The organism is Agromyces albus (genome assembly GCF_030815405.1).
Classification (GTDB): Bacteria; Actinomycetota; Actinomycetes; order Actinomycetales; family Microbacteriaceae; genus Agromyces; species Agromyces albus_A.
Genome location: NZ_JAUSWX010000001.1, coordinates 1,136,015 through 1,161,869, shown reverse-complemented (window position 1 = coordinate 1,161,869; position 25,855 = coordinate 1,136,015). Strand labels below are relative to the sequence as shown.

Sequence of the window (25,855 nt, the reverse complement as noted above, 5' to 3'; positions counted from 1 at the left end):
TGCAGCACGCATCTGCGGTTTCGCACACCCTGCTCACCGCCCTCGCACCCCGATCCGGAACATAGACTGGAGGAATCCACTCATCCTCGACGAAGGAGTCACCCGGCATGAGCACCCCCGACGTCGTCATCATCGGCGGAGCGCGCACCCCGTTCACGCGCATCAACAGCAAGCTCGCGGGGCAGACCGCGGTGGAGCTCGGCGCCACGGCCATCCGTGGGGCGCTCGGTCGCGCGGGCGTCTCCGCCGACGACATCGACGCCGTCATCATGGGCCAGGTGCTGCAGGCCGGCGCCGGCCAGAACCCCGCGAAGCAAGCGGCGGTCGCCGCCGGCATCCCGTGGCGCGTTCCGGCGACGACCCTCAACAAGGTGTGCCTGTCGGGCCTCGCCGCCATCACGGATGCCGCTCGGCTGATCCGCCTCGGCGAGGCATCCGTTGTCGTCGCCGGCGGCCAGGAGTCGATGACGAACGCACCGCACGTGCTGCCGGGCTCACGGCGCGGCTTCACCTACGGCGCCACCTCCATGCTCGACAGCGCCGCCCATGACGGCCTCACCGACGCGTTCGACCATGACTCGATGGGCGCCTCGACCGAGCGCTTCAACGGGCGCTACGGCCTCACCCGCACGGAGCAGGACGAGATCGCCGCCGAGTCTCACCGCCGCGCGGGCGCCGCCCAGTCGGGCGGGGTGTTCGACGACGAGATCGTGCCCGTCGAGGTGCCGCAGCGCAAGGGCGACCCGGTCGTCGTCGACACCGACGAGGGCGTGCGTCCCGACTCCACCGTCGAGGTGCTCGCGAAGCTCCGGCCGGCGTTCGCCGCCGAGGGATCGATCACCGCCGGCAACTCCTCGCCGCTCTCCGATGGCGCAGCCGCCGTGGTGGTCGCGAGCCGCGAGTGGGCCGAGGAGCGCGGTCTTCCCTGGCTCGCACTCGTCGGTGTCGCCGGGCAGGTCGCCGGCCCCGACAACTCCCTGCACTCGCAGCCCGCCAACGCGATCGCCGCGGCCCTCGAGAAGACGGGCGACTCCGCCGCCGACCTCGACCTCGTCGAGATCAACGAGGCGTTCGCCGCCGTGTCGCTGCAGTCCATGCGCGAGCTCGGCATCGAGCCCGACGTCGTCAACGTGCACGGTGGCGCGATCGCGCTCGGGCACCCGATCGGCGCGTCGGGCGCGCGACTCGCCCTCCACGCGGCGCTCGAGCTGTCGCGTCGCGGCAGCGGCCGAGCGGCCGTCGCACTCTGCGGCGGCGGCGGCCAGGGAGAGGCACTGCTGCTCTCGCGCTGACGGCGTCTGGTGGGCGACCCGGTGGCGGTGCAGTCGTGCGGCGGCTGTGGCAGCATGATGCCACGGTGCCGAACGCGCGCCACGGAGGGAACGCACGATGAGTGATCGGCCGACGAGCGACGTGCAGTCCGCAGCATCCGCTCGGCCTCCGCTCGATCATCGCCTGCGCCGCATGACGGGACGCGACCCTGACGAAGCGCATCGGAGCTCGACGCCGCTCGAGCTGTTGTTCGACCTGGTCTTCGTCGTCGCATTCAGCCAGGCCGGCGCGCAGACGGCGCACTTGCTCGAGCTCGGCCACTGGACGCCCGCGATCGGCGCGTTCGCCTTCGCCGTCTTCGCGATCTGGTGGGCCTGGATCAACTACTCCTGGCTCGCCTCCGCCTACGACAACGACGACATCTTCTTCCGCGTCGCCACCATGGTGGCGATGCTCGGCGTGCTCGTGCTCGCGCTCGGCCTGCCGGACCTGTTCCACTCGCTCGACGAAGGGCACCACGTCGACAACACGGTCGTCGTCGCCGGCTACGTCGTGATGCGCGTCGCGACGATCGCCCTCTGGCTGCGCGCCGCGAAGCATGACCCGGCTCGACGGGCGAGCGCACTCACGTACGTCGGCTTCGTGTCGATCGCGCAAGTCGGCTGGGTGCTGCTCGCCATCGTCGATCTTCCGCTCTCCGTGACGGTCGCGGTCATGGTGCCGCTCATCATCCTCGAGCTCGTCGGCCCGTACGTCGCCGAGCACCGGCGGCAGGGAGGCACCCCGTGGCATCCGCATCACATCGCCGAACGCTACGGATTGCTCGTCATCATCACGCTCGGTGAGATCGTGCTCGGCACGATCCTCGCGATCTCGGCCGTGATCGAGAAGCAGGACTGGTCGGTCGAGGCCGTGCTCCTCGCGTTCGGCGGCACGGCGCTCGCGTTCGGACTCTGGTGGGCGTACTTCACGATGCCGTCGGGAAAGGTGCTCGCGCGCTTCCGCGAACGCGGCTTCATGTGGGGCTACGGGCACTACTTCATCTTCTTCGCGCTCGCCGCGACCGGGGCCGGCCTGCACGTCGCGGCGTACGAGATCGAGGGCGTCGCGCACATCGACATGGTCCAGGCGTTGCTCGCGGTCGTCATTCCCGTGGCGATCTTCATGGTCGCGCTGTTCACGGTCTACTCGCTGCTGCTTCGGGAGTTCGACCCGTTCCACATCTGGCTGTTCATCGGCAGCATGATCGTGCTCGCGCTCGCGGTGCTCGCGGTGATGGCGGGAGCGAGCTTCGGCACCGGCATCCTGATCACCGCTGCGTCGCCATTCGTCGTGGTCGTCGGCTACGAGACCATCGGCTACCGGCATCAGGCCGCGGCACTCGAGCGCGCACTCGCCTGAGCCGATCGGGTTCACGGATGCCGCGGCAGCCGTGCACGCGCGAGGGGCGGATGCCGCGCGGCATCCGCCCCTCGCACGTCGTCGTCAGGCGTTCGGCCGGTTCGTGCGCAGCACCTCGAGCCGGGCACGGTACTCGGTCTCGTCGATGTCGCCCTTGGCGAACCGCTCGGCGAGCGTGGACTCGGCGCTCGCGCCCCGCATCCACGGCGGACCGTAGCCGCCGTTCGGGCCGGCGTGGGCCCACTCGCGGCGCCGGCGGCTCACGAGGAAGACGATGAGGCCGATGACGAGGATCCAGAAGATCGGGATGAGGAGAAAGGCCCATCCGAAGCCGGCGCCCCAGGCGCCGGTGTGGGTGACCACCGCGGTGGTCGCGAGGGTGGCGAGCATGTGAGTTTCCCTTGATCGGTTGCGGCCCCGGATCGGGCCGTCGATGAGAGTCTCGCCGGGTCGCGGCATCCGCGAATCCCACCCGCGGAGTCACTTGGCCTGCTCCCCCGGGAGCATGCTGCCGACCGGCGCGTCGGCTACTGCCAGCCCGGCGCCACGAGCCCCGACTCGTAGGCGACGACGACGAGGTGCACCCGGTCGCGCGCGTGCAACTTGGCCATGATGCGCGACACGTGCGTCTTCGATGTCAGCGGGCTCAGCACGAGCCGGGTCGCGATCTCGTCGTTCGTGAGTCCGAGGCCAACGAGCCGGAGCACCTCGCGCTCCCGGTCGGTGAGTGCGGAGAGGCGCTGCTCGTCGGGTGCGTCGCGCAGGCCCACCGCCATCCGCTCGAGCAGGCGCTTCGTCACGCCCGGAGAGAGCAGGGCATCGCCGGCCGCGACGACGCGAACCGCACGGATGAGGTCGACCGGCTCGGTGTCCTTCACGAGGAACCCCGCCGCGCCCGCACGCACCGCGCGGGCGACGTACTCGTCGAGCTCGAACGTCGTGACGATCACGACGTGCACGCCCGCGAGCGCCGGGTCGGCCGCGATCTGCTCCGTCGCCCAGAGGCCATCGCCGCCCGGCATCCGGATGTCCATGAGCACGACGTCGACGGACTCACGGCGAACGAGGGCGAGCAGCTCTTCCCCGCCGGATGCCTCGCCGACGACGATGACATCGTCTTCGGCCTCGAGGAGCGCGCGGAATCCCGCCCGCACGAGGTGCTGGTCGTCGGCGAGCGCGACGCGGATCATTCGACGCCTCCCCACGGCAGGCGCGCGGTGACTCTCGTGCCGCCGATCGGCGACGCGCCGATCTCGACGGAGCCGCCGAGGAGCGCGGCGCGCTCGCGCATGCCGAGGATGCCGCTGCCCTCGTGGTCGTCGAAGCCCGCGCCGTCGTCGTCGACCGTGAGCACGAGGTCGTCGCCCGCCCGGTCGAGGGTCACGATCGCCCGCGCGGCGCCGGCATGCCGCACGACGTTCGTGAGCGCCTCCTGCGCAATGCGGTAGGCGGCGAACTGCACCGCTCGTCGCGGCGGCGACTCGAGGCGGTCGAGGAGCTCGGGCTGGAGCGCGGGCGAGCGCACGCCCGCGATGAGTCGAGGCAGCTCGGCGAGCTCCGCTTGCGGGGCCAGCGGGGCCTCCCCGTCGCGGATGACGCCGAGCACGCTACGCACCTCGTCGAGGGCGGTCTTCGAGGTCTCCTTGATGCTGCCGAGCGCGGTGCGCGCCTGCTCGGGATCGCGGTCCATGAGGTGCAGGCCCACGCTCGCCTGCACGTTGATCTGCGACAGCGCATGCCCGATGACGTCGTGGAGCTCGCGGGCGATGCGCACGCGCTCGCGTTGCTCGGCGGCCTTCCGGCGGCGCTGGGCTTCGGCACGGAACTCCGCGAATCGCGCCCGGCGCGTGCGGACGAACGAGCCGATGCCGAAGCTCGCGGCGAGTGCGAGCGTCGCCAGGGCGATGCGGAACGGATGCCACGTCTCACCGAGCACTGCGCCGATCGAGAGCGCGGCGGCCCACGCGATCACGACCGACGCGGTGGCCCAGACGACGGCACCGCGGGCGACGGCGAGGACGATCGCGAACACGAGCGCCACGTACGGCGGACCGAGGTCGGGCCCGATCAACAGGTCGGCGAGCGCCGCGGCCGCGACCACGACGACGGTCGGCCCCGGGAAGCGGACCGATGCGAGGAGCGCGATCGGTCCGAGTGCAGCGAGGGCGACGTGCAGTGCGCCCGCGAGCCAGCCCGCGTGGGTCCAGGCCGCGATGACGATGGCCGCCGGCACCTGCACGAGGAGGCTGATGATGACGGGCGCGAACAGCACGAAGCCGGGCGGCGGCCGGAATCGCTCGGGGCGTCCGTCCCACTGGGGCACGGGCATTCCTCGATCGTAGTCCTGCGCCCGCTTGCGCGGATCGGCCCGCCGGATGATCCTGGCCTACTCCCTCGGGAGTAACGCATCAGGAGCACATCCTCAGCGCATCAGGAACGCATCAGCAGCGCATCAGAACAGTGCGACCGGCTTCACGATGTCGGCGTAGATGAGGAGCGCGCTCATGCCGCCGAGGATCACGACGACCGCGAGCGTGAGCGGCATGAGCTTGGCCATGTCGACGGGCCCGGGGTCGGGTCGGTGGAAGAGCTTGGCGAACGTGCGACGGATGCCCTCCCACAGGGCGCCGGCGATGTGCCCGCCGTCGAGTGGCAGCAGCGGGATGAGGTTGAAGACGAAGAGCGCGATGTTCAGCGAGCCGACGATGCCCACGAGGCCGGCGGCTTTCGACGCGAGCGGGATCTCGTCGAGGCTCGCGATCTCGCCGGCGACCCGGCCGACGCCGACGACGCTCATCGGCCCGTTCGGATCGCGCTCGTCGGGCCCGAACGCCGCATTCGCGACGTCGACCATGCGTTGCGGCAGGTTCAGGATGATGCCGGCAACGCCCGCCACGTTCTCGCCGACGGCCGGGAGCACGGCGGTCACCGGCTGCTGCACGGTCTCGGTCGCCGCCCCGATGCCGACGAAGCCCGCTTGCACGGTGACCGGATCGCCTGCGGCATCCGTCACGACACGGCCCTGCTCGTCGGTGGCGTAGCGCTCGCTCAGCATCGGCGTGACGGTGAGGGTGACCTCGGAGCCGTCGCGTTCGACGACGAGGTCGATGGGCTCGTCGGGGTGGTCGCGGATGATGGCGGTCGACTGCACCCAGCTGTCGATGGGCGTGCCGTCGACCGAGACGATGCGGTCGCCCGGTTCGATGCCGGCTGCAGCACCTGGAGCCGCCGGGTCGCCGGGCTCGCAGGTCTGCCGCTCGCTCGTGGCGGGCAGTGCGCACGCCGAGACGGACCCGACGGTGGTCGATGCCTGGGCGACGCCGAAGCCCATGAGCAGCACCGCGAAGAGCAGTACGGCGAGCACGAGGTTCATGAACGGACCGCCGAACATGACGATGATGCGCTTCCACACGGGAAGCAGGTAGAAGGCGCGATGCTCGTCGCCGGCCGTGATCGACTCGCTGCTCGAGTCACGGGCGTCTTGGACGAGTCCGCGGAAGAAGCTCGTGCTGTCGGCGCCCGCGCGCTCGCCCTTCGCGGGCGGGAACATGCCGATCATCGAGATGTACCCGCCGAGCGGGATGGCCTTCACGCCGTACTCGGTCTCGCCCTTGCGCTTGGACCAGAGCGTCGGCCCGAAGCCGATCATGTACTGCGTCACCTTCACCCCGAAGAGCTTGGCGGGCACGAGGTGCCCGATCTCATGCAGGCCGATCGACACGGCGAGGCCGATCACGATGATGACGACGCCGATCACGAACGCGAGTACGGAATCCACCCAGCCAGCGTAGTGCCGGAGCCTCCGCGCGCGCTGTCCGCCGGCTGTGAACGACGGATGCCGCGATCAGCGCGTGACGCGGCCGATCCGCTCGTTCGCCACCCGGCGGGCGTGCAGCTCGGCGTCGGCGAGCGAGGCGACCGAGAGCTCCGATCCGGATGCCTCGTGCGACTCGACGACCGCACGCACCGTGTCGACGATGTCGAGGAACCCGATGCGATCGGCGTGGAACGCCGTGACCGCCTCCTCGTTCGCCGCGTTGAACACCGCGGGGTACTCGCCGCCGGCGCGGCCGACCTGCTTGGCGAGCGCCACCGCCGGGAAGGCGTCGACGTCGAGCGGCTCGAACGTCCAGCTCGTCGCGGTCGTCCAGTCGAGCGGCCTGCCGGCGGCCGCGACGCGGTGCGGCCAGTCGAGCCCGAGCGAGATGGGCAGGCGCATGTCGGGCGGCGACGCCTGCGCGATCGTCGACCCGTCGACGAACTCGACCATCGAATGCACGATCGACTGCGGGTGCACCACGACGTCGATGCGGTCGTACTCGACGTCGAAGAGCAAGTGCGCCTCGATCACCTCGAGTCCCTTGTTCACGAGCGTCGCCGAGTTCGTCGTGACGACGAGGCCCATGTCCCACGTCGGATGGGCGAGCGCCTCGGCAGGCGTGACGTCGGCGAGCTCGGCGCGGGTCCGGCCGCGGAACGGGCCGCCGGAGGCGGTGAGCACGAGCCGGCGGACCTCGTCGTCGGTTCCCGACCGCAGGGCCTGCGCGATCGCGGAGTGCTCGGAGTCGACGGGCACGATCTGCCCCGGCTGCGCGAGTCGGGTCACGAGGTCGCCGCCGACGATGAGCGACTCCTTGTTGGCGAGGGCGAGCGTCGCGCCGCGCTCGAGGGCCGCGATCGTGGGGGCGAGCCCCACCGACCCCGTGATGCCGTTCAGCACCACGTCGGCGTGCACGTCGCGCACGAGCTGCACGGCCTCGTCGACGCCGACCGCGGTGTGCTCGACGTGGAACTCCGCGGCCTGCGCCTCGAGCAATGCCCGATTCGAGCCGACCGCGAGTCCGACGACATCGAATCGGCGCGGGTTCGCCCTGATGACCTCGAGAGCCTGGGTGCCGATCGAGCCTGACGAGCCGAGGATGATGACGCTGCGCACGCCTCCACTGTAGGCCGGTGGTCGAATAGGCGTCAGCCGAGGGTCGCGACAGATGCCGCGCGGTTGCCGGGCACCGCCACATCGTGGAACCGCACCTCGCGCCATCCCCCGCCGAACTCGGGCACGCTCCGCACGATGCGCCCGACGCCGCCGTCGGCGCCGGGGATCGAGAGCTCGAGCCGCGACGGCTCGATGAACTCGGTGTGGCCGACCGCGCGGAGCAAGGCGGTCTTGCGGGCCCACAGCGCGGCCCGCACGAGCGGTCGGCGCGCGGGATCGAGCTCGTCGAGCGCCTCGCGCTCATTCGCGTGGAATGCCGCCTCGTCGATCACGGCACCGGCGTCGAGCGCCGCCGTCTCGATGCCGACGCCGAGCGGATGCCTCGTGGCCGCCGCTGCGACGACCGCGTCGCCCGCGATCGCGACATCGGCGAACCACTGCGCGCCCGACGGTGTCGCCGGATACGCCACGTGAGGGCGGCCGTGACGCGCCCCGCACTCCGCGCACGCGTGCACGAGTTCGACGTCGTCGGCGGGAACACCCGCCGATCTCGCGAGGAGACCGCGAAGCACTGCGTCGGCGCCTGGCGTGCGGCGGCCCCCGGCGAGCACGAGTACGTGCGCACCCGAGCCCTCGAGCTCGAGGAGCTCGCCGTCGGCCGTGGCATCCATGGTCCTATCCTCGCGTACTCGCGCATTCGCGGGGGCGAAGTGCTCATGTGAGCAGCACTCGGGCCTGCCACGCGAGCGCGCGGCGAACGGCATATTCCGTTCGGCGCATCCCTTCGCCCCTAGGGTCGGAAGGTGACTGAGATCGAAGCCGAGGCCGTCCCCGCCGCGCCGGCGGTCCAGCAGGGACCGCTCTATCGCGTCGTGCGCGGAGTGCTCCGGCCTGTCGTCCGCACCGTCTACCGGCCCACGATCACCGGGGCCGAGCACGTGCCGATGCGCGGGCCCGTCATCCTCGCGAGCAACCACCTCTCATTCGTCGACAGCATCGTGATCCCCCTGGCATCGCCCCGGCCGGTGCAGTTCCTCGCGAAGTCGCACTACTTCACCGGCACCGGAGTGAAGGGAGCGATCTCGCGCACCTTCTTCGGAGCCATCGGTGCCGTGAGCGTCGAGCGCGGCGCCGGCGCCCAGGCGCAGGAGGCGCTCGACCAGGGGCGGCGCATCCTCGACGCCGGCAACGCGTTCGCCATCTACCCCGAAGGCACCCGCTCGCTCGACGGCCGCCTTTACCGGGGTCGCACGGGCGTGGCCTGGCTCGCGCTCACGACCGGCGCGATCGTCGTGCCCGTCGGCCTCATCGGCACCGAGGAGATCCAGCCCGTCGGCTCCAAGCTGCCGCGAGTGCGTCCGGTCACCGTGCGCTTCGGTGAATCGCTCGACCTGAGTCGGCACGGCACCGCGACCTCCGGTCGTGCCCGCCGCGCCGCCACCGACGAGGTGATGGGCGCCATCCACGCCCTCAGCGGGCAGGAGCTCGCCGGACGCTACAACGAGACGCCGCCGCAGGGGACGTTCGCGAAGATCGCCGATCGCGTGGTGCCGCGCGAGCGCATCTGACGTGATTCCCAGCCTCGACTCGGAGTGGGCGGGTATCGTCGCTTCGATGAGCATCGCGAAGGCCGCAGCCCGCGTCGCCGCCGCATCGCTCGTGGTGGTCACGCTGGCTGCGTGCACCTCGCCGGCAGAGGCACCACGGGTCGCGACCTCGTCGCCGAACGCGAGCGTGGTCGACCTGCCGGTGCCGCCGGCATCACGGTTCGACCCCGGCTACATCGTGAGCGACGACGCGTTCTACGACAGCGGCGCGCTGAGTGAACGCGAGATCCAGTCGTTCCTCGAGGGGGTCTCCTGCCGGCCGGAGCCCGGGGTGAAATGCCTCGCCGACTTCTCGCAGAGCACGGAGACGAAGCCCCCTGCCGGACCCGGACACTGCACCGAGTACCGCGGCGGCATCCGTGAACGCGCGAGCCGCATCATCTCGAAGGTCGCCGAAGCGTGCGGCGTGAGCCCGCGCACGCTGCTCGTGCTGCTGCAGAAGGAACAGTCGCTGCTCACACGGCCGACCGCCTCGGGGTACCTGAGGGCCACCGGGTACGGCTGCCCCGACACCGCCGATTGCGACACGAAGTACTTCGGCTTCTTCAACCAGGTGTACAACGCAGCCTGGCAGTTCCGGCAGTACACCGAGGAGCCCGACCGCAAGTTCCACGTCGGCACGGTCGACGTGCAGTTCCATCCCGATGCCGCATGCGGTGCATCATCGGTGACCATCCGCAACCAGGCCACCGCGAACCTCTACAACTACACGCCGTATCAGCCCAACGACGCGACGATCGACGACTCGCGAGCCGACGACGCATGCTCGGCGTTCGGCAACCTCAACTTCTGGCGCATCTGGCATCGGTGGTTCGGCGATCCCGAAGCCGAGCGCTTCCCGGCGTTCTTCCCGCCCTGCACGAGGCTCGTGGGTGGCGACGTGTGTCCTGGGCCGGTGCCCACACTGCCGGCGGTCGATAGCCGTCCCGCAGTGGAGAGCCGCTGAATCGCCTGCTCAGGCGATCACGGGCGTGACGACCGCGACTGGCTCGTGGTGCACCGGGAATGCCACGGAAGCCGCGATGAAGCATTTCTCGGCGGCCTCGGCGTGAATCCGCTGGGCCGCCTCGACCATCGACTCGTCGGCCACGATGACACGCGGGTGCAGGGTCACCTCGGTGAACACCCCGCCGCCGAATCCGTCTTCGACCATCGTGCCGCTCGCGGCATCCGTGTATCCGTGCACGATCACGCCGTGCTGGGTCGCGACGTGCAGGTACGAGAGCATGTGGCACTGGCTGAGCGCCGCGATCAGCAGTTCCTCGGGATTCCAGCGCTCCCGGTCGCCGTGGAACACCCGGTCGCTCGATCCGTCGATGTCGTGCGACTTGCCGGCCGCCCGCACGACGTGCTGGCGGCCGTAGGCGCGGTATCCCGAGGTTCCCTCGCCGCGATCGCCCTGCCATTCGACCTCGATCGAGTAGTGGTGTTCGCCGAGCATGTGGCCTCCGATCGATGGCGAGTGAGCTGCATCCGATTCTGCCCCTTGGACGGCCGCGGCGCAGCACGAGCGGCGGCGATAGGGTGGGAGAACCATGACTGACACCCAGATTTCCGCGCAGACCGCGCCCGCGCCGGTGTACTCCGTGCCGCAGGAGCGCAAGGTCGTGACCGCGATTCCCGGTCCCAAGTCCGAACAGCTGCACGCGAGGCGCGCCAAGGTCGTCTCGGCCGGCGTCTCCTCTGCCCTGCCCGTCTACATCGAACGCGCGAACGGCGCGATCCTCGTCGATGTCGACGGCAACCGGTTCGTCGACTTCGGCGCCGGCATCGGCGTGACCACCGTCGGACACACCGAGCAACGTGTCGTGGCGGCGGCGGCGAGCCAGCTCCAAGATGTGATCCACACCCTCTTCACGATCACCCCCTACGAGGAGTACGTGCGCGTCGCCGAGCTCCTCGCCGAGCACACGCCCGGCGCCTGGGAGAAGAAGTCGGTGCTCGTCAACTCCGGCGCCGAGGCGGTCGAGAACGGCGTGAAGATCGCCCGCAAGTTCACCGGACGGCGAGCCGTTGCCGTGCTCGACCACGCGTACCACGGTCGCACGAACCTCACGATGGCGATGAACTACAAGGCGCACCCGTACGCGACCGGGTACGGCCCGCTCGCCGGCGACGTGTACCACGCGCCGAGTTCCTATCCCTATCGCGACGGATTGAGCGGTGCGGATGCCGCGGCGCACACGATCGCCTACCTCGAGAAGGTCGTCGGCGCGGCCGACCTCGCCTGCCTCGTGGTCGAGCCGATCCAGGGCGAGGGCGGCTTCATGGTGCCGGCCGACGGCTACCTTCCGATCCTGCAGCGGTGGTGCACCGAGCACGGCGTCGTGATGATCGCCGATGAGATCCAGAGCGGCATGGCGCGCACCGGTCACTACTACGCGAGCGAGCACTTCGGCTGGGAGCCCGACCTCGTGCTCTCCGCGAAGGGCATCGCCGGCGGCCTTCCGCTCGCGGCGGTCACCGGCCGCGCCGAGATCATGGACGCCTCCCAGCCCGGCGGGCTCGGCGGCACCTTCGGCGGCAACCCCGTCGCGTGCGCAGCGGCGATCGCGGTGTTCGAGGCGATCGAGGAGAACCACCTCCTCGAGGCGGCGACGCGCATCGAAGCCCGCTTGAAGGCCGAACTCGAGCGACTGCAGCAGCGCTACGACATCATCGGCGACATCCGTGGCAAGGGCGCGATGGTGGCCATCGAGCTCGTGCAACCCGGCACCGCCGCGACCACGAAGACGCCGAACCCCGAAGCCGTCACCGCCATCGTCGCCTATGCGGCGCAGCACGGCGTACTGTTCCTGAACGCGGGCACGTGGGGCAATGTGCTGCGCTTCCTGCCGAGCCTCGCCGTGAGCGATGCCCTGATCGAAGACGGGCTCAGCGTGCTCGACGACGCCCTCGCCTCGCTCGGGTAGCGCGGTGACCGGCACGTTCAGCATCACTGACTCCGTCGAACTCGCTGTAGTCGAACGAGGTGGTTTCATCGAGTCCCGTCATGCCGGCTCGGCCGTCGTGCTCTCGCCCGACGGCGAGGTCGTGCGCGCGCTCGGAGACGTGCAATCGCCGATCTTCCCGCGTTCTTGCCTGAAGCCGTTCCAGGCCGTGGCGGTGATGACCTCCGGAGTCAACCTTCGGGGTGAAGACGCGGCCATCTCGACGGCGAGCCACTCGGGAACGGCGGCGCATGTCGCCCTCGTGCGCGGGCTCCTCGACCGCGCATCGCTGCCGGTCTCGGCGCTCGGCTGCCCGCCGGCAGCGCCATCCGACCAGGCCGCTCGCGATCAGCTCGTGCGTTCGGGCGGCGCACGTGAGCGCGTCTACATGAACTGCTCCGGCAAGCACGCCGCCATGCTCCTCGCGTGCGTCGCGAACGAGTGGCCGCTGGAGGGCTACCTCGACCCCGGGCATTCGCTCCAGAAGCGCGTCCTCGACGTCATCGAACGGTTCACGGGCGAGCGGCCCGCCGCTACCGCGGTCGACGGTTGCGGCGCACCCGTGCACGCCATCAGCCTGAACGCGCTGGCACGCGGCATCCAGAAGATCACCACCGCAGCCACGGCATCCCCCTTCGCGCTCTATCGCGAGGCGGCCGCGCTCACCGAGGCGGCTCGAGCGAATCCGTGGGCGGTCGGCGGCCCGGGCCAGCCCGACACCATCGCGATGGAACGCCTCGGCGTGTTCGCGAAGGTCGGGGCCGAGGGCATCATGGTGATGACGGCGCCGAACGGCACGACCACGGCGCTCAAGGTGCTCGACGGCTCGTCACGCGCGTCGACGATCATCGCGCTCCGTCTTCTCGCCGACGCCGGCGCGGTCGAGCATGACGCGGTCGACGCGGTGCAGACCGAGCTCGACCTGTGGGTCATGGGTGGCGAGCGCCGGGTCGGACAGATCCGCGCCAACTTCTGACGCCGACTCGCGGACGCCGCCGCCCACCTGGATGCGGCGGCATCCGTCGTGTCAACCGAGCTGTGCGAGCCGTTTCGCGCGAGCCGTGCGCGAGACCTGCGCCGCGACCACGAGCACGAGGGCGAACAGGAACACCGCCGACGCGATGACGTTGGCCTCGGCGGGGATGCCCCGCGACGCCGAGATGTACACGTACTTCGGGAACGTCGACACCGATCCGGAGTTGAAGTTCGTGATGATGAAGTCGTCGAAGCTCAACGCGAACGAGAGCAGCGCCGCGGCGAGGATGCCAGGGGTCAGGAGCGGGAACGTGACCCGCCAGAACACCTGGGCCGGCGAGCCGTAGAGGTCGCGGCCCGCTTCCTCGAGCGCCGGATCGAGACTCGAGATGCGCGCCTTGACCGTGACCACGACGAAGCTGATGCAGAACATCGTGTGCGCCAGGATGATCGTCGTCATGTCCTTCGGCACGCCGACGGCGAGGAACTGCGCGGCGAGCCCGGCGCCCAGCACGACCTCGGGCGTCGCCATCGGGAGGAACAGCAGCAGGCTGATCGCCGACCGCGCGCGGAAGCGATAGCGGACGAGCGCGAGGGCGATCATCGTGCCGAGCGTGGTCGCGATGACCGTGGCGGCGATGCCGATCACGATGCTGTTGCCGAACGCCTGGCAGACCGCGCCGCCCTCGACGTTGCAGACGTTCAGCCACTTGTCGAAGGTGAACCCTCGCCACGAGATGTTGGACTTGAGCGAGTCGTTGAACGAGAACACGAACGTGTACACGATCGGGATCAGCAGGAACACGAACGCGATGATCGTGTAGGCCGGGAGCAGCCAGTCGCCGAGTCCGATGCGCCGCCGGCGCGGGGTGCGCCGCCCGGGGTCGCGGGCCTCGCTCTCGGCCAGCTCGCCGAGGACCGCCGCCGCCTGGACTTCGCCGCTCACAGGAGCTCCTCCGTTCCGGATCGCTTCACGTACACCCCGACGAGCACGAGGATCACCGCCATGAGGATGATCGAGAGCGCCGCGGCCGCCGGATAGTTCAGCAGCACGAGGAAGTTCGCCTCGATCACATTGCCCATCATCTGCGTCTCGGTGCCGCCGAGGAAGTCGCGGCTCGCATTGATGTAGTCGCCGGCGGCCGGGATGAAGGTGAGCAGGGTGCCGGCGACGATGCCGGGCATCGACAACGGGATCGTCACCTTGCGGAAGACCGTGAACGGACTCGCGTAGAGGTCGCTGCCGGCCTCGAGGTAGCGCGTGTCGAGCCGCTCGAGCGTCGTGTACAGCGGCAGCGTCATGAACGGGATGAAGTTGTAGGTCAGGCCGAAGATCACGGCGAACGGTGTGCCCGTGAAGTGCGCGTCGGGCGCCATGAGCGACAGTGCCTTCAGCGAGGTGATGACGAACGACTCATCTGACAGGAGCTGCTTCCACGCAAGGGTGCGCAGCAGGAAGCTGATGAAGAACGGGGCGATCACGAGCACGAGCATGAGCCCTTGGAGCATCGGCCAGCGCCTTGCTTTCACGCCGATGAAGTACGCGAGCGGATAGCTGATGGCGAGCGCGAGCAGCGTGGCCGCGAGGGCGTACCCGAAGGAACGCAGGATGTGCGGCAGGTAGCTCTCGACGACGGCCGTGTAGTTCTGCCAGTTGAACGCGTAGTCGAACTGGCCGATGTCGCCGAACTCTCGCGGCGCCTGCAGCGAGGTCAGCAGCAGCGAGATGAGCGGGGCGAGGAAGAAGAGCACGAGGTAGGCGATGCCGGGCAGGAGCAGGAAGAGCGCGATGCGGCTCTTCCGCTTCGGTGCCTGCGTCTGTGCCTCCGCGGTCGTGAATGCTGCGAAGGCCATGGTCAGTGCTCCTCGAGCTCCGCGACGAGCGCCTCACGACGGTGCACGGCGATCGACTCGGTGTCGTCGTCGGCAGCGAATCGCGGCGCCGATTCGGCGTCGTCGTCGAGGCCGAATCCGTGCGCGACGTCCCAGCTCACCCACACCTCGGCGCCCTCGGCCGCGACGGGACCCGAGCCGATGTTCTGGGCGAACACCGTGAGCGTTCCGACGCCCGGAACGGTCACCAGGTATTGCGTGCTCACCCCCGAGAACGAGACGTCGATCACATGACCTGGGCCGAGCACGTTGCGCTCGGCGGACTCGACTGGCGCCTCACGATGCAGGGCCACCTTCTCGGGTCGAACGCCGATCGTGACGCTGCCCTGGTGACGCCTCGCACGCGCGGTCGGCACCACGAGGCGTGCTCCGGCTGCATCGACCGTGATCGCCGTGCCCGTGGAGCCGACGATGTCGCCGGAGAACAGGTTGGACTGGCCGAGGAAGTTCGCCACGAACACCGTGCGCGGCGACTCGTAGAGCTCCGCCGGCGGGCCCATCTGCTCGATCGCGCCCTTGTTCATGACCGCGACGGTGTCGGCCATGGTCATGGCCTCCTCCTGGTCGTGCGTCACGTGCAGGAAGGTGAGGCCCACCTCTTCTTGAATGGTCTTCAGCTCGAGCTGCATCTGGCGGCGCAGCTTCAGGTCGAGCGCGCCGAGCGGCTCGTCGAGGAGCAGGAGAGCCGGGCGGTTCACGATCGCGCGAGCGAGCGCGACGCGCTGCTGCTGACCGCCCGACAGTTGCTGGGGCCTGCGTTGCGCGAGGTGGTCGAGTTCGACGAGCCGGAGCGCCTCGTGGGCCCGCCCGGCGGCATCCGCGATACGTCGCCGCTTGAGCCCGAACGAGACGTTCTCGATGATCGACATGTGCGGGAAGAGCGCATAGCTCTGGAACACCGTGTTGACCGGTCGCTCGTGCGCCTTCGTGTCGGTGACGTCGACACCGCCGACGAGGATGCGGCCTCGGGTGGGCTCCTCGAGGCCGGCGACGAGCCGGAGCGTCGTCGTCTTGCCGCAGCCGGATGGTCCGAGCAACGCGAAGAACGATCCGGCGGGGATCGTGAGGTCGAGCTCGTCGATCGCCGTGAAGCCCGGGAACCGCTTCTGGATGCCCACGAGCTCGAGGTCGGCGCCCCGTTCGGCGAACGCTCCTGCCGGCATGCTCACGAACCCAGCAGGATGCTCTGGAACTCGGCCTGGTACTTCTGCTCCTCTGCGCCGTCGAGCGCGCGGAACACGTAGGCGTTCGAGAGCGTCTCCTCGTTCGGGAAGATGAGCTGGTTCTCGGCCAGTTCGGGATCGATTGCGGCTGCGGCCTCCTGGGCGCCGACGACCGGCGTGATGAAGTTCACCCACGCGGCGACCTCTGCGGCGACCTCGGGCTCGTAGTAGTAGTTGATGAGCGCCTCGGCGTTGGCCTTGCGCGGCGAGCCGATCGGCACGAGGAAGTTGTCGTTCCAGAGCGTGCCGCCCGCGGTGGGGATGGCGAACTCCCACTTGTCGCCCGCCTCGGCGTTGATGACGGTGATGTCACCCGACCAGCAGATCGCCGCGAGGGTGTCTTCGCTCTTCAGGTCTTCGAGGTAGGAGTTGCCCTTGATGTTGCGGACCTGGCCGTCGGCGACCTGCTGGCGCAGGAGGTCGATCGCCTGGGAGTATTCATCGTCGCCCCACGTGCCCGAGATGTCGACGCCGTTCTCGAGCATGAGGAGCCCCATGGTGTCACGCATCTCGGAGAGCACGCCGACGCGGCCCTTGAGGTCGGCGTGCCACAGGTCGGACACCGAGGCGAGACCGCCGGGCACGGCCTCCTTGTTCCAGCAGATGCCGGCGAAGCCGCCCTGCCACGGGAGCGACATCGTGCGGCCGGGATCGAAGTCGACGTCGCGAAGCGAAGGCGTGAGGTTCGCGATGTTCAGCATGTTGCCGTGGTCGAGCTCCTGGGCGTAGCCGAACCGGATCCACCGGGCGATCATCCAGTCGGTGAGGCAGACCAGGTCGGCGCCGATGTCCTGGCCGAGCGCGAGCTGGTCTTTGACCTTGCCGTAGTAGGTGTTGTTGTCGTCGACGGCGACCTCGTAGTTGACCGCGATGCCGGTCTCCTCCTGGAAGGCCTCGAGCGTGGGGTACTTGCCGTCGTCATCTTCGTCGATGTACGCAGCCCAGTTCGCCCAGTTGAGGGACTTGTCGGAGGCCGATTCGTCGGCCGCGGGCGTGGGCTTGGCCTGTGAGCCGCCCGTCGAGCACGCTGCGAGGGCGAGCGCCGACGCACCTGCACCGGCGCCGGTGAGGAGCGTGCGACGATTCAGTTGCGCCTGGCGCGCCTGGGTGATGATGGCGCGGATCATCGGGTCCTGGGGAAGGGGCCGTGTGGTCACGGATACTCCTATCGGGTCGCAAGCTCATGCGTGGTGGGAAGATACTGCCACACTGCAGGACCAATTTCATCGGATCATGTCCGAATCGTTAAGAATTTCGAACATTCGGCACGGAATCAGTGCTCGCTGGAGGGTTTGAGCATCGGTTTCAGTTGCCAAGCGCAATCGGCCACGTCGCCCTGACCGCCGGGCCTGCGCCCGCCGCACCCGCCGCGCCCGCCCCGCCGATGACCCAGCACTGCGGCGCGCCATCGTCGAGCAGCGGCGGCAGGGTGCGGTCACGCACGAGCGCCCGGTACTCGGCGGAACCGCCCTGTGCGACGATGACGGCGTCCTCGCGAATCGCCGACGCGAGGCTCCAGTTCATCGCCCACGCGTCGGCGTCGCCGATGAACACGGGTCGCCCGCCGTGAGGCGCCGCTGTGAGTGCGGCGTGGATCGCCGCTTCGGCACCCGGCGACAGCACGATCACCGTGCTCGCGTGTGCGGCGAGCACCTCGGCAGCGGCCCGAGGCGTCGGCGTCACGACGGCATGCACGCGGGCGGGGTCGATCGTCAGCGGCCGAACGGGCTGCGGCACGGCCGGAGGTAGCCCGACGTCGTCGACGAGTTGGACGCGCCGGCCACGCCATTGGCCCGAGCCGGGCGGGTCGCCGGCGCGCCAGAGTTCCCCGGCTCCCCCGGCCTGCACCAGGTCGGAACGGCTCGGGTACCGGAGCCGCACCACCTCGCCGAAGCTCTCGCGCACACCTGGACCGAGCGAATGCTGCTGCGCAGCGCTCGCGACGACCGCAAGTCCTCGCGAACGGCCCTCGCGGAGCAGAGCGGCGACAGCTTCCGAAGCCGCTTGCCGGTACTCGTCGGGCCACCCGCGGAATCGCGAGTCGAGATCGTCGATGACGAGGAGCCGGGGAGGTTCACCGCCTCGTCGCACGGCGACGAGCAGCGTCTGGATCGTGTCCCACACGACGCTGCGCGGACCCTCGAGCCTCACCACCGCCGCCGGGCCGTGCTGCTCGGCGATCGCGCGCGCCACCAGCGACAGCGCCGTGCTGCGCCCGCTTCCCGGAGCGCCGAGCACGAGCAGGTGGCCGTGGTCGTCGGGCGTCCAGGTCGCGATGGCGCGTCGCTGGAGCTCGGGTTCGTCGACGAGGCCGAGCGCGACGCAGCCCGACGAGCCGGCGTGCGGCTCGCCGAGCGGCCTGCCGAGCAACTGATCCTGCGCCGAGGCGGGCATGGGCCTCGAGGGCGTCACGAGCCGATCGAGCTCATCCGGTGCGATGCGGTGCGGCAGCGGATCGAGCCACGGTCGTCGAGCGCGCGGCATGGTTGCGGTCATGGCGCGAGTGGCCGCGAGCAGCGCGGGGTCGGCGACGGCCGAATGGAACGGCACGGGGCATCCGTCGCCCGGATCGATCACGCCGTGGCCCGGAGCATCCGGCGGGATCGAAGCGGCCGTGTCGGTGCCGACGACCGCGACGCTGTCGGAACGCTGCATGACGCGAAGTGAGACGCGGATCGCACAATTCGCCGTCACCTGCTCGCGCACCACCCCGTTCGGACGCTGGGAGGCGAGCACGAGGTGCACGCCGAGCGACCGGCCGCGAGCGGCGATGTCGCCGATCACCGCGCCGAGGCCGGGGAACCGCTCGATCATCGCCTGGAACTCGTCGACCACGATCACGAGGCGCGCGAGGGACACCACGGGTGCGAGGTCGGCGATATCGCGTGCACTCGCCGCGGCGAGCACCGACTCGCGGTGCCGGAGCTCGGCGCGGAGGCTCAGCACGGCGCGCTCGGCTTCGGCTTCATCGAGATCGGTGACGATGCCCGCGACGTGCGGAAGGCTGCGAATCGGTTCGAATGCGGCGCCGCCCTTGAAGTCGATGAGGAGGAACGACACGCGGTCGGGCCGGTGGGCTCGTGCCAACGCCGTGAGCCATGCGAGCAGGAACTCGCTCTTGCCGCTGCCCGTCGTGCCGGCGACGAGCGCATGCGGTCCGCCGCGCACGAGGTCGAGCTCGAGCGTTCCGGAGGACGTGACGCCGACCGCGACGGCGAGTGTCGCACGGCTGCCGGCCGGGGCGGCCGGGGGCCCGAGGCTGTCGAGCGGCACGCGCTTCGGCAGCCCGTGCGCACCGCCGATACCCGCCCGCTTCGCCGCTGCCGCGAGCTTGCCGGCCCACGCGAGCGCTTCGGAGCCGCCGATGAGTCCCGGCACGATCGGGCGATCGGCGGCCGCGCCCGTGCGCCGGTGCACGATCGCGAGGCCCGGCCCCTCGATCTCGACGACCGTCTCGATGCCGGGAGGCAGGCTCGCGGCATCGGCACCCACGGCGATGATCGACACGGGCACGGATGCGCCCACGCCGACGCGCTCGGCCGTGACCTGTCGCGCGTGCGGTGACGCCCCGTCGACGACCCGGACCCGCCACTGGCTCCCACCGCCGTGGTGCGGGAGTCGTCGCGCCCAGGCCCAGTGCTCGCCGGCGGGCACCTCGATCGCGAGCCCGCCGGGCACACCGTGATGGGCGACCTGGAGGAGCGCCGCCCGGGCCGCCGCGCTGACCAGGTGCTGCGTGCCGACGAACCCGATGCCCGCCTCGGGATCGGCCGTCACGGGCGCATCGGCGAGGAGTGCCGCGTGCTCGAGGACGGCACGATCGGCGTCGTCTGCCGGCGACCCGTCGATGCGCAGCGTGCTCGAGGAACTCCCCCGCCCCAGCACCACCGGCCCGGGCCTGCCGTCGTTCCAGCTCGGCGCCGCGTCGCCGTCGACGAGGTGTCGCGGGTGAGATGACCGCCGCCACGCCGCGTGGCGCTCGTACTCGTGGCGCTCGTCGATCGCGGCGTGGAGCGCGTCGAGACGACGGGCGCGCTCGGCCTCGGCTCGCCGCCGCTGCCGCCGTGCCTGTCGACGGGAGTCGAAGAGCGAGGCGATCGCGACGACCGGACCGAGGGCCGCGAACACGAGTGCGAACGTCGATCCGGTGACGGCCCACAGCCCGAGTGCCCCGACGACGGGCGCGAGCGTGGCGAGGAGTGGGAACCCGGCTCGAGTCGCCTCTGGCGGCACGGGCGGGAGGGCGAGCGGAAGGTCGAGCGGATGCGGCGAGGCGAGGTCGAGACGGTCCACTCAGCCATCCGAGCAGCATCGGAGCCGCGCGGACGAGACGCCCGCGAGGACGCCCGTCATCCACGCGCCCGCGCGCCTGTCGAGGACGAGTCGAAGCGCGTAGCCGGGCACAGCGTGCCACCCGGGTGGTCCCGGCGCCGCGCCGACCGGATCAGTCGATCACGAAGAAGTGCTCGGCGAGCTCGACGCGGCTTCCGCGCGGAACGAGATAGCGACGCCCGGGCTCGCAGCGCAGCGCCCCGTCGTCGGGGCGTCGCACGATCGTGCCGTTGCCCGAGAAGCGATCGGCGATCCAGAGCACGCCGTCGTGCTCGCCGAACTCGAGGTGGGTCTTGGAGACCGAGAGGCCGGGGTCGGTGATCTGCACGAGCTGGTCGAACACCTCGCCCGGTTGCGGCAGCGGGCGCCGACCGATGAGCCCGGTGCCGAACACCGTGCGGGTCTCACCGGTGCTGAACCGCAAGACGAACCGCGTGGCCGTCGGCGGTGCCACGGGGGCCGAGACGGGAGCCTCCACGAAGGACGGGATCGCCGTTGCCGCACGGAAGCCGTCGAGCGGGATGCTGATCACTCCGCTATTGCGGCGTGCCGGTCGCTCGATCGCCGTCGTGTCGCCCGGTCGAGGGTCGGGCTTTCGTCTCGACTCGGGTGTCGCGCTCGTCGAGCTGCCGCACTCGCCGCAGAACATCGCCCCTGGGGGAAGGTCGGCCCCGCAGATCCGACACGTCACGACCGCGCTCCTCTCCGGGTGACAGCGTACCCGCCGAGCGAGGTGAGGGAGACCGCAGCCCGCCACCGCTCGCGGCGAGTGCGCGGGGCCCCGAGGCGCTCTTGGAGCTCGTCGACCGACTCCCAGACCCGCCGGTCGACGTCGTCGGATGGTCCGTCGGGAGCGAACACTGCGCGGTCTACCACGGATGCGAGCACGAGCGGCGCGAGTCCGCCCACCGTCGCGGCTTGCTCAGCACGGGTCGCGTTCGGGCTGATCGGATAGCCGAAGTCGGCTGCGGAGTCGGCGAACTCCTGCCACCCTCCCTCGATCCGCTCGACCACCGTCGCTGCGCCGCGGCGCAGTCGGCGCCGTCGGAGCTTCGCCGCGATGATCGCGAGGAACGGGCTCGCGATGAGGACGAGCACGAGGACCACGATGCCGGTCACCCCGAGCACGCCCAGCAGCACCTGCAACCAGGCGGCGGCGTCGTCGTCCTGATCGTCGGGCGAGAGGTCGGGCTCGGGGTCGAGGTCGTCGACCGGTGTGCGCTCCGCGGGCGGCGGCAGGGCCGTTTGCGGCCTCGACACGACCGTCGGCTCATCGGGCTGGGGCTTGGGGATCTCACGTGGATCCGGGTTCGGATCGACCGACAGCCAGTCGCCTTCGGCCGTCTGCACCTCGATCCACGCCTGCAGGTCGGCGCTCTCGAACACCGTGATGTCATCGGATTCCGCCGGAGCCGTGGCATCCGTCTCGGACGGCTCTGCACCGGGCAGGTAGCCCACGACGACCCGCGCCGGGAAGCCGATCTGCCGCGCCATCAGGGCCGCTGCAACGGCGTACTGCTCGCCGTCGCCGACCATCGGGATCTCGGTGGCGAGTTCGGCGAGCCGGTCGAGCGAATGCCCCGAGCGACTCCGCCGCTGCTCGCCGAGGCCGTGACTGACATACCCCTGATCGTGGAATCCCTCGATGAGCTGGGCGAGTCGTTGGCCGGGATCACCGGTTGCCGGCGCCCATTCGTCGAGCAGCTGCGCGAGCTCGGCCGGCAGGTCGGGCGACGGCGGAAGCACGCTCGTTCCCGGGCGCAACCCCACGAGTGAACCAGGATCGGCCGGAGTCACCGAGAACGCGGTGTAGAAATCGCCCGAGTCGAGTCCCTCCTGCACGGCGCCCGTGCCCGTCACGTCGTTGTAGACGAATCCCTCGGCGAGCTGCTCCGCACGCGGACCTTCGAACGCGATGCGCTCGAGGCGACCGAGCCCTGGCACCCACACGTCGGCGTACCCGAGCACCGAGACCTCGATGCGCACGTCGACCGCGCCCGATTGGTCGAGTCGATACGGCAAGCGCGTGAACCGGCCAGAGAGCGCCGTGCCGTCGACGCCTCCGACCGAGTAGATGATGCCGTCGTACGTGTCGAGCGTCGCGATCCGGATGCCGGCGCCTTCCGGCAGGCCACGAACGCTGAGCATGGCCCGCTCACTCGATTCGGGGTCGAACGCCGCCCGGAAGCCTGCCAACGGGCTCTCATGCTCGCGTGGCTCGAACGGGGGCTGCAGCTCGGCGCGCAACACGTTCCGCTGCGGCACCGGCAGGGCGACGGATGCCGCGGTGGCGCCGACGAGCGCGATCGCCACGAGCGCCGACGCACCGAACACACGGCGCGCGTCGGCGAGCGCCGCCTCGACCGGCCGGCCGCTCGTGATCGCCCGTCGCTTCGAGATCGCGATCCGCACGAGCCAGGCCACCGCGGCGACGAGAAAAGCGAGGCCCGCCTCGACCGCGAAGGCGGTGTGGACGACGCCGAACGTGATGCCGCCGACGAGGAGGAAGGCCGGAGGCACCGCGGCTGCTGCGGGCCGGCGGCTGCGCAGCGCGATCGTCACTGCAGCGGTCGCCGCGACGAGCGCCGAGAGGAAGGGGGGCACGAGCAGCGCCTGGTACGAGCCGACCGGCACCGCGATCGTGACGAGCTGCTTCCACGAGAGCGCCGCCGCGGCGAGCAGGTCGGCGACCCCGACGGGAGTCGGCAGGATCCCGGCGAGCGCTCGCCCGGGCACCGCGGCCGGAACGCCGAGCACGAGGTATGCCGCGAACACGGCGACGACGACCATCCACGCGGGCCAGCGCCGGCGTGCGCCGACGACGCCGATGCCCGCACCGGCGACGATCGCGACGGCGCCTGCGACGATGAACGCCGTGCTCTCGTAGATCGGCCACCACGGAATCAAGGCCGCGGCGAGCATCGCGACGATGAGCAGCGTGCTGACCGCGGTCGCCCAGAACCGGTCGGCACCTGCCTGCGAGCGGGTCGGCGTCATGCCACCGACGCCGATCTCGCGAGCATCGCGCGCAAGTCGTCGAGATACCCGATCCGGAACACGGTGAGCCCCGCGATGGAGCGCACCGATGGCTCCCCCTCGGGTGCGCACTGCACCGCGACGGCTTCGACCCCGACGGGGAACCGGGTCGCGGCGGACCGCAGCGGGGCGATCCCGCGCGCCGTGCCGGTGACGAGGAAGGCGAGGGAGATTCCCGTGAGCGCCTCGGCGGCGGCGTGCGCGACATCGGGAAGCATCGCCGCGCGCTCCTCGGTCTCCACGACGCAGAGGGCATCGAGCAGCCGATCGCGCGAGACGGTCGGCAGCTCGCGCATCGAGCCGCGAGCGGCGCCGTTGCCCCCGGCCGGCCCCGACACGACGAACGACACGGTACGGGCGTCGCGGATGGCTCGAGCACCCACGGACGCCGCCGCGCCGACGGCGAGCTCGAACTCCGCGGCATCCGTGTAGGCGGTCGCGTCGAGGTCGAGCACGATCATGAGCCGGCTGCGCCTGGTCTCCTCGAACTGGCGCACCATGAAGGTGCCGGTCTTCGCGGAGCTGCGCCAGTGGATGTGGCGCCGATCGTCACCAGGGAGGTACTCGCGCAGGGCGTGGAAGGCGATGTCGCTCGCGGTGAGATCACGCGTCGGCGCCCCTTCGAGGTCGCGGATGAATCCCGTGCTGAGCGCGGTGATCGGCACGGTGCGCGGATGCACGTGCAGGTCGACGACCTGCGACCAGACGATCTCGCGGCGCATGAGGCCGATCGGGTCGGCGCGAACCGTGCGGGCGGGCCCGACCGGCACGACCCCGCGTCGCTCGGTCGGAATGGGGAACTGCTCGTCGAAGGCGCCGCCGCGCGGAAGCCCGGGCAGCACGCGCTCGACGACGCGCCTGCCGACGGGCACCTCGAGCTGCACGCCGCCGAATCGCCGGCGACCGGGGTTGGCCGCGATGAGCCGCGCCTCGGCCGCCTCGCCCACGACGACGCGCGGCGTCGGGAGCACGAGTTCGATCGTCGAGGCGCCGCGACCGATGAGCCACACGGATGCCGCCGCCACGAGCAGCCCGAACCCCCACCCGAGCACGATGACCTCGAGCCATCCCCAGGCGTAGCCCGCCGCGAGTGCCGCGATCGCCGCGACGATCACGGCCCAGCCGAGCGACGTGACGACGCCGCGCACGGCGCGCGCCCATTCGGCCACGACGGCGCCGGCGGCGGCCCCGATTCCCACGGCACGCCCGATGACGACGGCGAGCAGGCCGGTCTTCCTGGCCTCCTCGGGAATCGTCGAGCGAGTCTGGACGAGGGTCACACGGCCTGCCTGGAGGACGGCGGCGGGGTCTCGATGAGCACCTGGGCGATGATGTTCGACGCGGTCGCGCCGTCGAACTCCGCCTCGGGATCGAGAATCAGACGGTGCGCGAGCACGGGATCGGCGAGCGCCTTCACATCGTCGGGCACGACGTAGTGCCGGCCACGCCCTGCGGCGTGGGTCTTCGCAGCGCGGATGAGCGCGAGGGCTCCGCGCACGCTCACGCCCAGTCGCACCTCGCGAGCGGTGCGCGTGGCGTCGACGAGCCGCGAGACGTAGTCGTGGATCGTCGGATCGACATACACGGTCCGCGCGAGCGCGGCGAGCTCGACGACCTCGTCGGCGCGAAGCTGCGGTTCGATGCGATGACCGTGGGCGCGCTGGTCGGCGCCCTCGAGGATGCGAATCGTCGAGGCGTGATCGGGGTAGCCGATCGACGTGCGCATGAGGAACCGGTCGAGCTGCGCCTCGGGCAGGCGGTAGGTGCCGGCCTGCTCGACGGGGTTCTGGGTGGCGATGACCATGAACGGATGTCCCACGGCGTGAGTCACCCCGTCGACGGTGATCTGTCCCTCCTCCATGACCTCGAGGAGCGCCGACTGCGTCTTGGGGCTCGCCCGGTTGATCTCGTCGGCGAGCACGATGTTCGCGAAGACCGGCCCGGGATGGAACTCGAACAGCCCTGAGCGCTGGTCGTAGACGGTGACTCCGGTGATGTCGCCGGGAAGCAGGTCGGGGGTGAACTGCACGCGGTTGCTCGTGCCCGCCACAGATTGCGCCATGGCACGCGCGAGGGAGGTCTTGCCGGTCCCCGGCACGTCGTCGAGCAGGAGGTGGCCTTCACTCAGGAGCGCCGTGAACGCCAGTCGCACGACCCGGTTCTTGCCGAGCAGCACCTCTTCGACCGCGCCGACGAGTCGGTCGAGGTTCGCGGAGAACCGCGTGGCCTCCTCGGGGGTCATGGTCATCG

At 70.5% G+C, this 25,855-nt stretch carries 22 protein-coding genes; 6 read left to right on the top strand and 16 right to left on the bottom strand.

Translation table 11 applies throughout. The features are described from left to right. The first annotated feature begins 107 nt into the window (after window positions 1-107). Both QFZ29_RS05355 and QFZ29_RS05350 read left to right on the top strand, forming a co-directional pair. Window positions 108-1,292 (top strand): acetyl-CoA C-acetyltransferase, encoded by a 1,185-nt coding sequence (locus QFZ29_RS05355; protein ID WP_306893188.1) that lies wholly within the window; start codon window positions 108-110, stop codon window positions 1,290-1,292. A gap of 97 nt (window positions 1,293-1,389) precedes the next feature. Then, window positions 1,390-2,673 (top strand): low temperature requirement protein A, encoded by a 1,284-nt coding sequence (locus tag QFZ29_RS05350; protein ID WP_306893187.1) that lies wholly within the window; start codon window positions 1,390-1,392, stop codon window positions 2,671-2,673. A gap of 84 nt (window positions 2,674-2,757) precedes the next feature. Here the strand turns inward: QFZ29_RS05350 and QFZ29_RS05345 are convergent, their stop codons facing one another. The 6 genes from QFZ29_RS05345 to QFZ29_RS05320 form a co-directional block, all read right to left on the bottom strand. Further along, window positions 2,758-3,063, bottom strand: coding sequence for an SHOCT domain-containing protein (locus QFZ29_RS05345; RefSeq protein ID WP_306893186.1), 306 nt, complete (start codon window positions 3,061-3,063; stop codon window positions 2,758-2,760). A gap of 137 nt (window positions 3,064-3,200) precedes the next feature. Then, complete coding sequence (locus QFZ29_RS05340; protein WP_306893185.1) at window positions 3,201-3,863, bottom strand: response regulator transcription factor; 663 nt, start codon at window positions 3,861-3,863, stop codon at window positions 3,201-3,203. Beyond that, complete coding sequence (locus QFZ29_RS05335) at window positions 3,860-5,002, bottom strand: sensor histidine kinase (RefSeq protein ID WP_306893184.1); 1,143 nt, start codon at window positions 5,000-5,002, stop codon at window positions 3,860-3,862. Before QFZ29_RS05335 ends, QFZ29_RS05340 begins: the two co-directional genes overlap by 4 nt. Window positions 5,003-5,125: 123 nt before the next feature. Next, window positions 5,126-6,451: a M50 family metallopeptidase gene (locus QFZ29_RS05330; protein ID WP_306893183.1), complete on the bottom strand. Its 1,326-nt coding sequence runs from the start codon at window positions 6,449-6,451 to the stop codon at window positions 5,126-5,128. Between the two features lie 66 nt (window positions 6,452-6,517). Next, entirely contained in the window at window positions 6,518-7,609 is a 1,092-nt protein-coding gene (dxr, locus tag QFZ29_RS05325; protein ID WP_306893182.1) for a 1-deoxy-D-xylulose-5-phosphate reductoisomerase, read from the bottom strand. Window positions 7,610-7,641: 32 nt separating this feature from the next. Further along, complete coding sequence (locus tag QFZ29_RS05320; protein ID WP_306893181.1) at window positions 7,642-8,280, bottom strand: hypothetical protein; 639 nt, start codon at window positions 8,278-8,280, stop codon at window positions 7,642-7,644. A gap of 132 nt (window positions 8,281-8,412) precedes the next feature. On the opposite strand from QFZ29_RS05320, the gene QFZ29_RS05315 reads away from it, so the two are divergent. Beyond that, a complete protein-coding gene (locus QFZ29_RS05315; RefSeq protein ID WP_306893180.1) occupies window positions 8,413-9,177 on the top strand; it encodes a lysophospholipid acyltransferase family protein in 765 nt (254 codons plus the stop codon). A gap of 46 nt (window positions 9,178-9,223) precedes the next feature. Then, a complete protein-coding gene (locus tag QFZ29_RS05310; RefSeq protein WP_306893179.1) occupies window positions 9,224-10,162 on the top strand; it encodes a hypothetical protein in 939 nt (312 codons plus the stop codon). A gap of 9 nt (window positions 10,163-10,171) precedes the next feature. Here QFZ29_RS05310 and QFZ29_RS05305 read toward each other — a convergent pair whose 3' ends face one another. Beyond that, a complete protein-coding gene (locus tag QFZ29_RS05305; protein WP_306893178.1) occupies window positions 10,172-10,657 on the bottom strand; it encodes an OsmC family protein in 486 nt (161 codons plus the stop codon). A 94-nt stretch (window positions 10,658-10,751) separates the two neighbouring features. Between QFZ29_RS05305 and gabT the strand changes: the two genes are divergently transcribed. Then, a complete protein-coding gene (gene gabT / locus QFZ29_RS05300) occupies window positions 10,752-12,128 on the top strand; it encodes a 4-aminobutyrate--2-oxoglutarate transaminase (protein ID WP_306893177.1) in 1,377 nt (458 codons plus the stop codon). A gap of 4 nt (window positions 12,129-12,132) precedes the next feature. Beyond that, window positions 12,133-13,122 carry an asparaginase gene (locus QFZ29_RS05295; protein WP_306893176.1) on the top strand — a complete coding sequence of 330 codons (990 nt, stop codon included), beginning with the start codon at window positions 12,133-12,135 and terminating at the stop codon, window positions 13,120-13,122. 51 nt (window positions 13,123-13,173) lie between these two features. On the opposite strand, the gene QFZ29_RS05290 is transcribed toward QFZ29_RS05295, so the two are convergent. The 9 genes from QFZ29_RS05290 to QFZ29_RS05250 all read right to left on the bottom strand — a co-directional run bounded on the left by QFZ29_RS05290 (window position 13,174) and on the right by QFZ29_RS05250 (window position 25,853). After that, a complete protein-coding gene (locus QFZ29_RS05290) occupies window positions 13,174-13,974 on the bottom strand; it encodes an ABC transporter permease (protein ID WP_306896611.1) in 801 nt (266 codons plus the stop codon). An 89-nt stretch (window positions 13,975-14,063) separates the two neighbouring features. Next, a complete protein-coding gene (locus QFZ29_RS05285) occupies window positions 14,064-14,975 on the bottom strand; it encodes an ABC transporter permease (protein ID WP_306893175.1) in 912 nt (303 codons plus the stop codon). A 2-nt stretch (window positions 14,976-14,977) separates the two neighbouring features. Next, window positions 14,978-16,177 carry an ABC transporter ATP-binding protein gene (locus QFZ29_RS05280; protein WP_306893174.1) on the bottom strand — a complete coding sequence of 400 codons (1,200 nt, stop codon included), beginning with the start codon at window positions 16,175-16,177 and terminating at the stop codon, window positions 14,978-14,980. Between the two features lie 2 nt (window positions 16,178-16,179). Continuing rightward, window positions 16,180-17,364, bottom strand: coding sequence for an ABC transporter substrate-binding protein (locus tag QFZ29_RS05275; RefSeq protein ID WP_373426260.1), 1,185 nt, complete (start codon window positions 17,362-17,364; stop codon window positions 16,180-16,182). Window positions 17,365-17,542: 178 nt separating this feature from the next. After that, on the bottom strand, window positions 17,543-20,530 hold the full coding sequence (locus QFZ29_RS05270; protein WP_306893172.1) for an FtsK/SpoIIIE domain-containing protein: 2,988 nt from the start codon (window positions 20,528-20,530) through the stop codon (window positions 17,543-17,545). A 151-nt stretch (window positions 20,531-20,681) separates the two neighbouring features. Continuing rightward, window positions 20,682-21,260: a zinc-ribbon domain-containing protein gene (locus QFZ29_RS05265; protein ID WP_306893171.1), complete on the bottom strand. Its 579-nt coding sequence runs from the start codon at window positions 21,258-21,260 to the stop codon at window positions 20,682-20,684. Then, entirely contained in the window at window positions 21,257-23,566 is a 2,310-nt protein-coding gene (locus tag QFZ29_RS05260) for a transglutaminase-like domain-containing protein (protein WP_306893170.1), read from the bottom strand. The genes QFZ29_RS05265 and QFZ29_RS05260 overlap by 4 nt, the downstream gene beginning before the upstream one ends. Beyond that, window positions 23,563-24,885, bottom strand: coding sequence for a DUF58 domain-containing protein (locus tag QFZ29_RS05255; protein ID WP_306893169.1), 1,323 nt, complete (start codon window positions 24,883-24,885; stop codon window positions 23,563-23,565). Before QFZ29_RS05255 ends, QFZ29_RS05260 begins: the two co-directional genes overlap by 4 nt. Continuing rightward, complete coding sequence (locus tag QFZ29_RS05250) at window positions 24,882-25,853, bottom strand: AAA family ATPase (protein WP_129520886.1); 972 nt, start codon at window positions 25,851-25,853, stop codon at window positions 24,882-24,884. The genes QFZ29_RS05255 and QFZ29_RS05250 overlap by 4 nt, the downstream gene beginning before the upstream one ends. Window positions 25,854-25,855 lie beyond the last annotated feature (2 nt).